This window comes from Veillonella parvula, from assembly GCF_945949885.1.
Lineage (GTDB): Bacteria > Bacillota > Negativicutes > Veillonellales > Veillonellaceae > Veillonella > Veillonella parvula_B.
Window position 1 is genome coordinate 33,348 of record NZ_CAMFFZ010000002.1, and the last position, 12,746, is coordinate 46,093.

A 12,746-nucleotide genomic window follows, 5' to 3' on the forward strand; every position below is an offset into this window, starting at 1 on the left:
ATGGATAAGGATCTTGTGAAAGCCCTCGCAATGGCAACATCAGCGGGGGTCACACTGGTCTCCTGTATAGGTGGTTTTATTTGGCTAGGCCATAAATTAGATAGTTGGCTACAAACGGAGCCACTTTGTATGGTCATATTTGGCCTAATAGGAGCTATAACAGGATTTTATATGCTATACAAACAAGTTAAGTAATGAGGTATGTATGAATCAATATATAAAATTCATAGTGCGCGTGCTACTGACTTGTTTTTTTATTGCCTTTTTAGGGGGCATAGTACAAGTTGCATGCGGATTACAACAATATGTATGGGGCTGGCTGTGGGGTATTTTTATAATGGTGCTCTACTTGCTTAGCCTTGCCTTACACAGCCAATCGATTATGGCCGGTGATCCTTATAAAGCAGTTCGTAAGGTACGCAGGCAGATGATGTGGCGTCTTATGCTTGTTGGATCTTTAGTAGTATTAGGCTTGAAGCTTCCCAATGTAGAAGCAATTAGTATGTTTGTAGCGATTGCACTTATTCAGCCTGCGCTTTATATAGTGTATTGGCGGCTTAGTTATCGACTCTAATTTTTATATTTTAATTAAGAATTTTATTGCCTTTCAATTAATGTATTTGTGTTGATTTTACTAATACATGGAGTTGTATTCTAATAATGCATTGAATACATTCTTTTTATGATTATTTGGAATTGTTTACCTTTAAAGTGTTGATTATATATCTATAACGATGTATGATGATACATATATATTATATTTATATAAATTATAAATATATAAGGTTTTTATTATAAGTTATGGAAGGGGATGAGTTTGTGGAATTGCATGCTGGTCACCATCAGGTGGTTCACTGGCTAGGGCTATCTTTTAATATTGATACCTTAATCGCTACGTGGATTACGATGGCGATCGTCATCATCATTACCTTGTTGGCTACGCGTGGGCGGAAATTGGTTCCTGTAGGAGTTCAAAATGGTGTAGAAGCACTATTAGAAGCCTTAGAAGGTCAATTATGTCCTACACTTGGTAAACATTGGCCGATGGTGAGCTCATTATTATTCACATTCTTCTTGTTCATCTTTATCGGAAATGAACTAGGCTTACTGCCTACTCTACATGCAATTACTTCGCCAACTGCAGATATCAATACAACGGCTGCCTTGGCATTATGTAGTAGTCTTGTAGTATGGGGGATGGGGATTAAGGTAAAAGGTTTATCTTACTTTAACCATTTCTTACAGCCTTATAAAGCCATGTTGGTTTTGAATATTTTTGAAGAAATTGCAAAACCAATCACATTAGCATTCCGTCTATTTGGTAACATTGTGGCAGGTGAAATCTTGTTAGAAATCCTCTACAATTTGCCTTGGTTTGTACCAGTGCCATGGATTTGGATTGCTTTTAGTTTATTTATCGGCATTATTCAGGCCTTTATTTTCACAGTTCTTACAGCTAACTACTTAGGTATGGCTCTAAGTGAAGAACATTAATTTTATCTAATGGAGGATTAATCATGGAAGTTCAAGGTTTATTCGCTTTAGCTGCGGCAATCGCAGTAGGTTGTGGTGCCATCGCTGCTGGTATCGGTGACGGTATGGTAGCTAGTAAAGTAATCGAAGGTATTACACGTCAACCAGAATTACGTGGTCAATTGATGTCTACTATGTTCGTAGCGATTGGTTTGATCGAAGCGATGCCTATCATCGGCGTAGTAGTAGCTTTCATTTTGTTATTCCGTTAATAGCAAGGAGGCAATACCTTGGTTGATTTAAGCCCAGGAACAATTCTTGCTCAAATGCTAAACTTTTTTATATTAGTTTGGATTTTACATCGTTTTGCGTATAAACCATTAGTAGGTATGATGAATGCTCGTAAAGAGCAAATTGCTAATGACTTAGCTAGTGCGGAACAATCTCGACTTGAAGCAGAGCAAATCAAAGCTGATTATGCAGCGCAAATTGCAAAAGCTCGCCAAGAAGCACAAGAAATCGTTGAAAAAGCGCATCATCAAGCTAAGGTAAGTACGGCTGAAGAAGTAGCAGCAGCGCGTTCTCAAATTGAAACTGAGAAAGAACGAGCTCGCCAAGATATCGCTATTGAACGCGATCGAGCTATGAACAGCTTGCGTAACGAAGTGGTATCTTTATCTGTAGCTATGGCTGGTAAAGTTGTTGCTAAAGATATGAACAGCGAAACTAATACAAAATTGATCGAAGACGCTATTCGTCAACTTGATAGTAAAACGATAGGGTTGTGATACGATGAGCATAGAAATTGTAGCAGATAAATACGGTTCGGCTATGTTTGAATTAGCTCAAGAACAAAATAATTTGGAACTCATGGAGGAGCAATTAGGTTATGTAGCGTCCGTTATGGCGGAACAGCCTGAACTTCGTTCATTCCTTGAAAATCCAATCGTTACAGAAGATGCAAAGATTAAGTTAGTTGGTTCTATTTTTGAATCTAGTATCGACAAAGTTGCTTTACATTTTATCTATGTGATGATTAAACGCGGACGCCATCGTTATATTGCGCAGGCCATTGCGGCGTTTATTCAAAAATCACGAGAGGCTCGTGGCATTTTGGAAGCTACTGTAACTGTAGCAGAACCAATCACAGCTGATGTAGAAGCATCTGTACAAGCTAAATTACGAGAAGTAACAGGGAAAGATGTTATTTTATCTGTGCGTAAAGATCCATCTGTTATGGGTGGTATCGTTATCCAAGTAGGGGATAAACGCATTGATGGCTCTGTATCTCGTCGTTTAGAGGAATTAGAAAAATCTTTATTAAGAACGAACTCTATTAGATAGGGGTGAATGGGTATATATGAAAATGAAGCCTGAAGAAATCACTGCTATAATCAAACAGCAGATTCAGGACTATGATGTTGACCTCAATGTCGATGACGTGGGTACTGTTCTCGACGTAGGGGATGGCATCGCCCATATTTATGGTCTTGAAAGAGCCATGGCCGGTGAGTTGCTAGAATTGCCGCACGGTGTATATGGCTTGGTTTTGAACTTAGAATTAGATAATGTAGGTGCCGTACTATTAGGTGATGACTTCTTGATTAAAGAAGGGGACCAAGTGCGCCGTACTGGCAAAATTATGGACGTTCCTGCCGGAGATGCCTTGATTGGTCGCGTAGTAAACCCTCTTGGTCAACCTCTTGATGGCAAGGATGCTATCCAAGCTACAGAACGTCGTCCTATCGAACATCCAGCACCTGGTATTGCGGATCGTCAATCCGTAAACGAACCATTGCAAACAGGTCTTAAAGCGATTGATGCGATGGTACCAATCGGCCGTGGTCAACGTGAGCTTATCATCGGTGACCGTGGTACAGGTAAAACTGCGATTGCCTTAGATACTATTTTGAACCAAAAAGGCAAAGATGTTATTTGTATTTATGTAGCTATTGGTCAAAAAGAATCTACGGTTGCTCGTGTAGTACAAAAACTTGAAGAAGCAGGGGCTATGGAATATACAATCGTAGTTTCTGCGAGTGCTTCCACTGGTGCACCTCTTCAATACATTGCCCCATACGCTGGTGTTGCCATGGGTGAATACTTTATGTACCAAGGTAAACACGTATTATGCGTATATGATGACTTAACAAAACAAGCGGCTGCATACCGTGCTATGTCCCTATTATTGCGCCGTCCACCAGGGCGTGAGGCATATCCAGGCGACGTATTCTACTTACACAGCCGTCTATTAGAGCGGGCTGCGAAACTTTCACCTGAACTTGGTGGAGGTTCCATTACAGCGTTGCCAATCATTGAAACACAAGCAGGTGACGTATCTGCATACATCCCAACAAACGTAATTTCCATCACCGATGGTCAAATTTTCTTGGGTACAGATATGTTCTACTCTGGTATTCGTCCAGCTGTTGACGTAGGTTTATCTGTATCCCGTGTAGGTGGTAGTGCTCAAACTAAAGCGATGAAACAAGTAGCGGGTCAATTGCGTTTGGACCTTGCTCAATATCGTGAGTTGGCTGCTTTCGCTCAGTTTGGTTCCGACCTTGATGCGGCTACACGCGCTCAACTTGATCGCGGTGAACGCTTAACTGAAATGTTAAAACAAGGTCAATATGAGCCTATGAGTGTAGCGGAAATGGTTATTAACCTTTACGCTGGTACAAAAGGGTACTTAGCAGATATTCAAGTGGCAGATGTATTGTCCTTTGAAGCTGAACTTTTACGCTATGTGAAAGCAAATTACCCTGAAATCATCACTAACATTGAAACGTCTAAGAAAATTGACGAAGAAACTGAAAATCTATTGAAGCAAGCAATCCCAGAATGTGTTGAAGCATTTGGCTCTACACATACATTAGTGTCTCGTAAGGAGGCGTAATGTATGGCTAGTGCACAAGATTTGCGAAAACGCATAAAAAGTGTTACCAATACGCAACAAATTACAAAAGCGATGAAGATGGTAGCTTCTGCTCGTCTTCGTAGGGCACAAACAAAAGCTGAAGCTACTCGTCCTTACGCAGAGAAGATAGGGCAAATCTTGCGTCATATGTCTAATAGTGATTTAGAAGGATTTGAAAGTCCTCTCTTAGATGTGCGACCTGTAGAGCGTACTTGCTATATTGTAGTAGGTGCAGATAAAGGTCTGGCAGGGGCATTCTCGTCTAATGTGTTGAAATTTGCCATGGAACAATTACATGGTAAATCTCCTGATACATACCGTGTTATCACGGCAGGTAGAAAGCCTAGAGACAGCATGAAATCTAGAGGTATTCATATCGATAAGTCCTATGCGGGCTTTTCTGATAAACCATCTTATGAACATGCGCGTACCATCATGCATGAAGCACTTTCACTATACGAACGTCATGAAGTTGACGAAGTCATCATGATCTATACACGTTTTGTAAATTCTATGACGCAAATTGCACAGGCTGAGCGCTTGTTGCCAATAGAGCAACCACAAGATGAGGTAAAAGGAGAAGAGTATGATTTCATGCCATCTGCTGTATCCGTCTTGGAGGCGTTGTTGCCAAAATACTTAGAAATTACAGTTTATAATGGATTGTTGCAATCTGCAGCTAGTGAATTGGGTGCTCGTATGACGGCCATGACATCGGCTACAGATAATGCAGGGGAACTCATTGAGTCCTTAGGCCTTGAATATAACAAGTTGCGTCAATCTAGTATTACAAACGAAATTTCTGAAATCGTTGGTGGCGCTAATGCCTTGCAATAGATAAGGAGACATCTGTCGATGAGTAATAATATTGGTAAAGTTGTGCAGGTCATCGGCCCAGTTGTAGACGTGCGATTTGATGCTGGTCATTTACCAGCTATCTACAACGCCATCCACATCTACCATGACCACAAGGCACACGATAGACAAAAAATCGTAGTAGAGGTTATGCAACATTTAGGTGACGATACAGTTCGTTGCGTTGCCATGAGTTCTACTGACGGTATGACACGTAATATGGAAGCGGAAGATACTGGCGCTCCAATTTCCGTCCCTGTAGGGGAAGGCGTATTGGGTCGTATCTTTAACGTACTTGGTGAAACTGTAGACCATGATCCAGCTCCGGTTGTAGCTGATGAAAAATGGCCTATTCATCGTCCAGCACCTAAATTTGATGACCTTTCTCCGGATACACAAATCTTGGAAACAGGTATTAAGGTCGTTGACCTTATCGCTCCATACGTAAAAGGTGGTAAAATTGGTCTTTTCGGTGGTGCCGGTGTAGGTAAAACCGTATTGATTATGGAATTGATTCACAATGTTGCTACAGAGCACGGCGGTTACTCCGTATTCTCCGGCGTAGGTGAACGTACTCGTGAAGGTAATGACTTGTGGAACGAAATGAAAGAATCCGGCGTTATCAACAAAACAGCTCTCGTATACGGCCAAATGAATGAGCCACCAGGGGCTCGTATGCGCGTAGGTCTTACTGGCCTTACAATGGCTGAATACTTCCGTGATGTGAAGAAACAAGACGTGCTCTTGTTTATCGATAACATCTTCCGCTTTATCCAAGCGGGTTCTGAAGTATCTGCCCTTTTAGGTCGTATGCCATCTGCCGTAGGGTACCAACCTACATTGGCTAATGACGTAGGGGCATTGCAAGAACGTATTACATCTACTAAAGAAGGTTCTATTACCTCTGTACAAGCTGTATACGTACCTGCCGATGACTTGACTGACCCTGCTCCAGCAGCGACATTCGCTCACTTGGATGCGACAACAGTATTGTCTCGTTCTATTGCGGAACTTGGTATCTATCCGGCGGTGGATCCTCTGGATTCTACAAGCCGTATTTTGGACCCACATGTACTTGGTGAAGAGCACTACGCAGTAGCTCGTGGCGTACAAGAAGTATTGCAAAAATATCGCGATCTTCAAGATATTATCGCAATCCTCGGTATGGAAGAATTGTCTGACGAAGATAAACTCACTGTATCTCGCGCTCGTAAGATTCAACGTTTCTTGAGTCAACCATTCTTCGTAGCAGAAGTATTTACTGGTTCTCCTGGTAAATATGTGCCATTGTCCGAAACATTGAGAGGCTTTAGAGAAATCTTAGATGGTAAACATGATGAATTGCCAGAAGGTGCATTCTACATGGTTGGTACCATTGATGAAGCCGTTCAAAAAGCAAAGGAAATGCAAGAGAAGGGGGAATAATCCATGGCGGAACCTATGACCCTACAGATAATTACACCTGATGCAATCGTATTCGAAGGCCAATCTACATTCTTTGTAGGTAAAGCTATCGATGGTGCTTTTGGTATTTTGCCAAATCATGCGCCTATGATTATTGCATTAGACTTAGCACCTTTACGCATTGATCAACCAGATGGAACATCTCGTGAATATGCTGTATTTGGTGGCTTCTGTGAAATTGAACATAATAAGGTGAGTATTGTAACCCCTGACTGTCAAGATCCAATATCCATTGATGTGGAACGTGCTCGTCGAGCTAAAGAGCGTGCAGAAGGTCGGTTATCAAATCCTACACCTGATATTGATGTAGAAAGAGCGGAAGCAGCATTGCAACGTGCTTTACTGCGCTTGCATGTTACAAAAATGTTATAAGAAAAAGGCTAGCCATCTTGATATGTACCCATTTTCCTGGATACATATTATTCACTAGCCTAAACACATGGATGCTACCCTGTATTTTACAGGGGGCATCCATTTTGTTTTTGCTTGAATCCTTTTGTTATTGTAATAGTTAATGTATTCTTCTATCGCTGCTGCAAAAGCATTAAATGATGAATATTCCCTTTCAAAACCATACTATATTTCCGTTTTCAATCTACCAAAAAAGGTTTCCATCACAGAGTTATCATAACAATTTCCTTTTCGAGACATAGATTGAATAATACCGTGTTCTTTGAGTGTTCTCCTAAAGTACTTATGTTGGTATTGCCAGCCTTGATCAGAGTGGAAGATTAATCCCGAAAGATTGGTAAACTTCTTAAAGGCTTTATCTAACATACGAGAAACTTGCTCTAAGTTAGGCCTTAATGCTAAGTCATAAGCAACAATCTCATTCGTATTCATATCTAAAATAGGTGACAAATAACATTTCCCCCAAGAGAAGTTAAATTGAGATACATCAGTAGTCCACTTTTGTAATGGTGCGGTTGTACTAAAATCTCTATTAATAATATTTTCTGCCACTTTACCTACTTGTCCCTTATAAGAGTGATACTTCTCCTTTGGCCGTTTTCCAGCAAGTCCCATGATATGCATAAGTCTTTGTACTCGTTTATGATTGACTATAAAACCTCGGTTAAGAAGCTCTTGATATACACGGCGTACACCATACCGGCCTTTATGTTCTGTAAAAATCTTTTGAATTTCGTTTTTTACTTGTGTATTTCTTCTATCTACAAGATCTACTTTAGAGAGTTCAAAATAATAGGTAGATTTGGACATTGGCATAGCTTTCAGAAGATACTTTAGTTGATATCCTTGTTGGCGGAGCGTTTTGATAATCGCTGCTTTTTCGCCTTGAGTCGCGCAGCCTCTTTTTCTTCTCTCAAGGCAATCTCTTTTTTTATGACTTCATTTTCAGCTTTAATGTAAGCATTTTCAGCTCGTAAGCGAATTAGCTCCTCATATTCACTCTCTTTGAGTTTTCGAGGTAAGATAGTCTTAGTTGCTTTCATTTTGGAATCCTTTGATGGTCGCCCTTTAGGTTTATTAATAAGACCATTGTATCCCAAAGTTTTGTATTTATGAACCCATTGATACAGTTGGCCAGTGTTAATTCCAGCCATAACAGATACAGAACGTATAGATTTACCAGATAATACTTGGCATACTAACTCATATTTGTTCTTTGGAGACCAACGCTTATTATCTGTACGATGCTCATTAATTTCTGGTCCGTTAAACTTTTCTTGTTTAGCCCATTTCCTTATTTGCTCATGAAAAGTGTGTGGCAATACTCCGGTTGATGTCTCCGGCCATTTACCTTGGTAAAACAATTCAATTGCTTTTCTTTTAAATTCATAACTATATCTCATGAAACTACCCCCTTTACTGGTTGTCCAGTAAAGGGGGTACATATCAATCTGGCTAGCCTTTTCTTATAAATTTATCTACAAGACGCTCACACCTTTTAAGGAGTATGCAGTGTTCTTAGGTTGTTCTACTTGGAAATCGAGTACAACAGGTGCCTCAGAATTAATACCAGGTGCTTGGTAACGGTCACGGTCTGTTGGAATTCGTTTGTATGGTAATTTATCAAGTAATATAGTCATAACTTTGTTCCAAACTGATTTATGTGTTGGCATAGTTAAAGAGTCATCAGTTTGGTTGAAGCCCGTACGAACAGTATGGATTACCTTATCGTTTACATCATAATAGTATAAAAGGGCATTAACCTTTGCAGCGATATAAATTTCATGATTATCTTTATTGTACGAATCTGGGCTGTTAATAGTATTAATTTGTACATATACATCTTGTAATGGCACAGGCATAATAACAATTTCAGAATTTTGGGCCTCTGCAATTCGAGCAAGATCAGCGGCTTTAATTTCTGCAGTTGGTGTGTTAGTACTTACAATGGTTGTATCATAGTAAGGATATTTAAGTGTATTTGATAAGCGATCTGTCATGTAGTGACCAAATTGAGCTGTGTTTTCATTGCGCAAATTTGCTGGTACAACAATAGTTACTTTGCGGCTTGGAAAGTTTTCCAAGTGACCATCATGACTTGTACTAGTAGCATTAATAGTTGCTTTTTCTGAAGCTCCAGAAATTGGTGTAGATGTTGGTGTTGCAGCTACTTTTATGACAGGCTCCATATTTGTTTTAGGGGTCAATGTAGAAGCCTCATTACTTGTGTTACTTTGTATAGTGCTAAGAGCCACAGGTTGCGTTGTATTTGGTGTTAGCTGACTCAAATCGATCATAGCGGCACTAGCTGTTGTAAATGCAGTTGTGAGTAGTACAGCAAGTACTGTAAATAGTGGACGTTTATAGAGTCCGAAGTTATGTAACATAATTCCTCCTCTTAATAAAACTCTTTTAAAATTACAAATTATACAATTTATATTATTATATCATATATATAAAAAAAAGGAGCAAGCTTAATAGCTTGCTCCTTTAGTCTGGTGGACGATGACAGGATCGAACTGCCGACATCCTGCTTGTAAGGCAGGCGCTCTCCCAGCTGAGCTAATCGTCCATATGTGGTGACCCGTCCGGGAATCGAACCCGGGATACCGCCGTGAAAGGGCGGTGTCTTAACCGCTTGACCAACGGGCCAGAATGGCTCCTCGAGTAGGACTCGAACCTACGACCGATCGGTTAACAGCCGATTGCTCTACCGACTGAGCTATCGAGGAATGGTACGATTGTTATTATATGTTAGATTAATTATAAAAGCAAGCATTTTTTTTTAAACACTATAAAATAGATACTGTCAATTATGACTAAAAGACATAACTTTATAGATAAAATTAGTTATCAATAATTTTAATGAGAGAGTCATTAAAATTAATAAAATCTATAGAGCTTATTAACTATAGGTATTTACTGTGTTCTAAGGTGATTATATGACTCCAAATGCATGGGAGTTAGCAATATAAGTATATTGAAGATAATCGGTATACATATGCATTATAGAAAAGTTTATAAGATTTAGTTGAAAAGTAGTATCAGTTAAGAGAAAAGTGTATTTATCTTATTAGATATAGCCTATGTTTGTGGTTAATTTTAAACCAAATCTATATATAAGAAAGTAGGTAAAAATATAAGATATAAAAATCTTATTGATATATGATAGACTATGACTTTTATCACAATGAAGGGCTATTTTAGTGACTAGAAAATAAGGTCTATATAGCCTATTGAAAAACCGAAATATATACAAAAATATTCATGAAAACAATTCTCAAAAATCGAAAAAGCATTGAGAAAACTGTATAGGTGGGGCGTTGAATCCCCCTATATTGTGTGCTACGATTTATGTATAGAGTTAATCTCATCGGTTTGAGATAGATATTCTTTCATATGTTTGAGAATTTTAATTTATCTCATCGGTATTAGAATTAATATTCAACTATTTTCCTGAGGAGGGATTATCTTGCGCGAGATTCAAGTATCTGAAATCACAAAAACAGTCCGTCAAATGTGTATGGACGCAGCTTACCACTTGCCAAAAGACATCTATGAAGGTTTGAAAAAAGGCCGTGAAACAGAAGAGTCTTCAGTAGGTCGTATCGTTCTTGATCAAATTATTAAAAATGCAGAAATTGCCGATGCTGAAGATCGTCCATACTGCCAAGATACCGGTATGACAATGGTATTCTTAAAAGTTGGTCAAGATGTTCATTTCGTTGGTGGTGACCTTACAGAAGCTATCAATGCTGGTGTTGCAGCTGGTTATGTTGAAGGTTATCTTCGTAAATCCGTTGTAGCTGAACCATTGTTCAATCGTAAAAATACACAAAATAACACACCTGCAATCATCTACACTGAAATCGTTCCTGGCGATAAAGTAGATATTCAAGTGGAATTAAAAGGTTTCGGTTCTGAAAATAAATCCGATGTAGCTATGCTCGTACCTGCTGATGGGGTGGAAGGCGTTAAAAATGCAGTCCTTGAAATCGTAAAACATGCAGGCCCTAACCCATGCCCTCCAATCGTACTCGGCATAGGTATTGGCGGTACTATGGACCAAGCAGCTGTTATGTCCAAAAAAGCGTTGCTTCGTGACATTAGTGTACCTCATAAAGATGCAGACTATGCAAAATTAGAAGAAGAAATTATGGAAATGGTTAACAAAACTGGTATTGGACCACAATTGGGTGGCACTACAACTTGTATCGGTGTAAACATCGAATGGGGTGCAACTCACATCGCAGGTCTTCCTGTTGCAGTTACTATCATGTGCCATGCTGCTCGTCATGCTCACGTAGTACTTTAATCGATAGGAGGTAAAAACAATGGCTGAATCAATTCGCATTAATACTGAAGAATATAATGAAGAGTTTTCCCGCAAATTAAAAGTTGGTGATAGCGTTCTTATCACTGGTAAAATTTACTCCGCTCGTGACGCTGCTCATAAAGTTATGACTGAAGCTTTAGCGCGTGGTGAAAAATTGCCAATCGACTGGACAAATAAGTTTGTTTATTATCTTGGACCAACACCTGCAAAACCTGGTGATCCAATTGGTTCCGCTGGTCCTACAACTTCCGGTCGTATGGATGCTTACACACCAACAATGCTTGATCAAGGTATCAAAGGCATGATCGGTAAAGGTTCCCGTAAACCAGAAGTAGTTGAATCCATGAAGAAAAATGGTTGCACATACTTCGCAGCAGTTGGTGGCGCTGCAGCATTGATTGCAAAATCCATCAAAAAATACGAAGTTCTTGCTTATGGAGAACTTGGACCAGAAGCTTTGGCTGAATTGACTGTTGAAGATTTCCCTTGCATCGTAGTTGGCGATACTGAAGGTAATAACTTCTACGAATTAGGCCAAAAACCTTACAGAAAAATCTAATATCACCATTGAGTGATTGAAAGAGGCTTGCTTTAGCAAGCCTCTTTTTGTTGTTAAGCCATAATCATAAGACGTTCATCCGTTACGTGTAGAGTTTAGTCTATCGATTCTGTCGGTTTTATGATAATATACATATAGATTTTATACATTCAATTTGAGTGAGGCGATAACATGACTTCTGTAGAAACTATTCGTCAGTCAGCTCGTAACGCGATGGCTGAATTACTTGATTTAGCAAAGGTTCGCGAAGGTCAATTGTTCGTTGTGGGCTGTTCCACTAGCGAAATTGTAGGTAAAAAAATCGGCACTGACTCTCACCTTGATGTGGCTCAGGTCGTATTTGATGAAATATACAATGCTGTTAAGGCTAAAGGACTTAACTTGGCTATTCAATGTTGTGAACATATTAATCGTGCACTTGTTATGGAACGTAGCGCCATGACATGGGAGGAGGAAGTTAATGTTGTTCCTCAACGTCATGCGGGTGGTGCCCTGGCTGTGATGGCGTATGAACATTTTGATGATCCTGTGATGGTTGAATTTATTCAAGCTGATGTAGGCATCGATATTGGAGATACTTTCATTGGTATGCACATGAAACACGTTGCAGTGCCTGTACGTCTTTGTGTGAAAGAAATTGGAAAAGCACATGTGACCGCTTGTCGTGTTCGGCCAAAGAGCATCGGCGGTGAGCGTGCTGCATATAATGAAGCATTGATGTAGGGGGA

At 39.7% G+C, this 12,746-nt stretch carries 16 protein-coding genes, 3 tRNA genes and 1 pseudogene; 13 read left to right on the plus strand and 7 right to left on the minus strand.

The window, feature by feature from the left end:
* The 10 genes from Q7O55_RS01095 (at window position 1) to atpC (ending at window position 7,084) form a co-directional block, all read left to right on the plus strand.
* On the plus strand, window positions 1–195 hold the full coding sequence (locus Q7O55_RS01095; RefSeq protein WP_367268436.1) for an AtpZ/AtpI family protein: 195 nt from the start codon (window positions 1–3) through the stop codon (window positions 193–195).
* A gap of 34 nt (window positions 196–229) precedes the next feature.
* Entirely contained in the window at window positions 230–574 is a 345-nt protein-coding gene (locus Q7O55_RS01100) for a Tat pathway signal protein (RefSeq protein ID WP_303927745.1), read from the plus strand.
* 227 nt (window positions 575–801) lie between these two features.
* Window positions 802–1,494 carry a F0F1 ATP synthase subunit A gene (gene atpB / locus Q7O55_RS01105; protein WP_303927747.1) on the plus strand — a complete coding sequence of 231 codons (693 nt, stop codon included), beginning with the start codon at window positions 802–804 and terminating at the stop codon, window positions 1,492–1,494.
* Between the two features lie 23 nt (window positions 1,495–1,517).
* The gene (atpE, locus tag Q7O55_RS01110) at window positions 1,518–1,745 is read left to right on the plus strand and encodes a F0F1 ATP synthase subunit C (protein WP_005377043.1); all 228 of its coding nucleotides are present in this window, start codon (window positions 1,518–1,520) and stop codon (window positions 1,743–1,745) included.
* Window positions 1,746–1,763: 18 nt separating this feature from the next.
* The gene (gene atpF, locus Q7O55_RS01115) at window positions 1,764–2,261 is read left to right on the plus strand and encodes a F0F1 ATP synthase subunit B (protein WP_298711526.1); all 498 of its coding nucleotides are present in this window, start codon (window positions 1,764–1,766) and stop codon (window positions 2,259–2,261) included.
* A 4-nt stretch (window positions 2,262–2,265) separates the two neighbouring features.
* A complete protein-coding gene (gene atpH, locus Q7O55_RS01120; RefSeq protein WP_303927753.1) occupies window positions 2,266–2,817 on the plus strand; it encodes an ATP synthase F1 subunit delta in 552 nt (183 codons plus the stop codon).
* Window positions 2,818–2,833: 16 nt separating this feature from the next.
* Window positions 2,834–4,372, plus strand: a complete 1,539-nt coding sequence (gene atpA, locus Q7O55_RS01125; protein WP_303927754.1) for a F0F1 ATP synthase subunit alpha — start codon at window positions 2,834–2,836, stop codon at window positions 4,370–4,372.
* Between the two features lie 3 nt (window positions 4,373–4,375).
* Window positions 4,376–5,230, plus strand: a complete 855-nt coding sequence (gene atpG / locus Q7O55_RS01130; protein ID WP_303927755.1) for an ATP synthase F1 subunit gamma — start codon at window positions 4,376–4,378, stop codon at window positions 5,228–5,230.
* An 18-nt stretch (window positions 5,231–5,248) separates the two neighbouring features.
* On the plus strand, window positions 5,249–6,673 hold the full coding sequence (atpD, locus tag Q7O55_RS01135) for a F0F1 ATP synthase subunit beta (protein ID WP_004695069.1): 1,425 nt from the start codon (window positions 5,249–5,251) through the stop codon (window positions 6,671–6,673).
* 3 nt (window positions 6,674–6,676) lie between these two features.
* Window positions 6,677–7,084 carry an ATP synthase F1 subunit epsilon gene (gene atpC, locus Q7O55_RS01140; protein ID WP_303927757.1) on the plus strand — a complete coding sequence of 136 codons (408 nt, stop codon included), beginning with the start codon at window positions 6,677–6,679 and terminating at the stop codon, window positions 7,082–7,084.
* Window positions 7,085–7,138: 54 nt separating this feature from the next.
* Here atpC and Q7O55_RS09290 read toward each other — a convergent pair.
* The 7 genes and pseudogenes from Q7O55_RS09290 to Q7O55_RS01170 form a co-directional block, all read right to left on the minus strand.
* Window positions 7,139–7,264: pseudogene (locus Q7O55_RS09290) on the minus strand (IS3 family transposase); the annotation flags it as partial.
* A 24-nt stretch (window positions 7,265–7,288) separates the two neighbouring features.
* Entirely contained in the window at window positions 7,289–7,993 is a 705-nt protein-coding gene (locus Q7O55_RS01145) for an IS3 family transposase (protein ID WP_303927838.1), read from the minus strand.
* Window positions 7,957–8,526 (minus strand): helix-turn-helix domain-containing protein, encoded by a 570-nt coding sequence (locus Q7O55_RS01150; protein WP_303927759.1) that lies wholly within the window; start codon window positions 8,524–8,526, stop codon window positions 7,957–7,959. The genes Q7O55_RS01145 and Q7O55_RS01150 overlap by 37 nt, the downstream gene beginning before the upstream one ends.
* A gap of 75 nt (window positions 8,527–8,601) precedes the next feature.
* Window positions 8,602–9,510 (minus strand): hypothetical protein, encoded by a 909-nt coding sequence (locus Q7O55_RS01155; RefSeq protein ID WP_303927760.1) that lies wholly within the window; start codon window positions 9,508–9,510, stop codon window positions 8,602–8,604.
* Between the two features lie 109 nt (window positions 9,511–9,619).
* Window positions 9,620–9,695: transfer RNA gene (locus Q7O55_RS01160), tRNA-Val, on the minus strand.
* A gap of 5 nt (window positions 9,696–9,700) precedes the next feature.
* Window positions 9,701–9,775: transfer RNA gene (locus Q7O55_RS01165), tRNA-Glu, on the minus strand.
* Between the two features lie 4 nt (window positions 9,776–9,779).
* Window positions 9,780–9,855: transfer RNA gene (locus Q7O55_RS01170), tRNA-Asn, on the minus strand.
* Between the two features lie 740 nt (window positions 9,856–10,595).
* Between Q7O55_RS01170 and Q7O55_RS01175 the strand changes: the two genes are divergently transcribed.
* The 3 genes from Q7O55_RS01175 to Q7O55_RS01185 all read left to right on the plus strand — a co-directional run bounded on the left by Q7O55_RS01175 (window position 10,596) and on the right by Q7O55_RS01185 (window position 12,741).
* Window positions 10,596–11,438 carry a fumarate hydratase gene (locus tag Q7O55_RS01175; RefSeq protein WP_004695072.1) on the plus strand — a complete coding sequence of 281 codons (843 nt, stop codon included), beginning with the start codon at window positions 10,596–10,598 and terminating at the stop codon, window positions 11,436–11,438.
* A gap of 19 nt (window positions 11,439–11,457) precedes the next feature.
* Complete coding sequence (locus Q7O55_RS01180) at window positions 11,458–12,018, plus strand: Fe-S-containing hydro-lyase (RefSeq protein ID WP_004695073.1); 561 nt, start codon at window positions 11,458–11,460, stop codon at window positions 12,016–12,018.
* A gap of 171 nt (window positions 12,019–12,189) precedes the next feature.
* The gene (locus tag Q7O55_RS01185) at window positions 12,190–12,741 is read left to right on the plus strand and encodes a TIGR01440 family protein (RefSeq protein WP_120056089.1); all 552 of its coding nucleotides are present in this window, start codon (window positions 12,190–12,192) and stop codon (window positions 12,739–12,741) included.
* The last annotated feature ends 5 nt before the right edge of the window (window positions 12,742–12,746 follow it).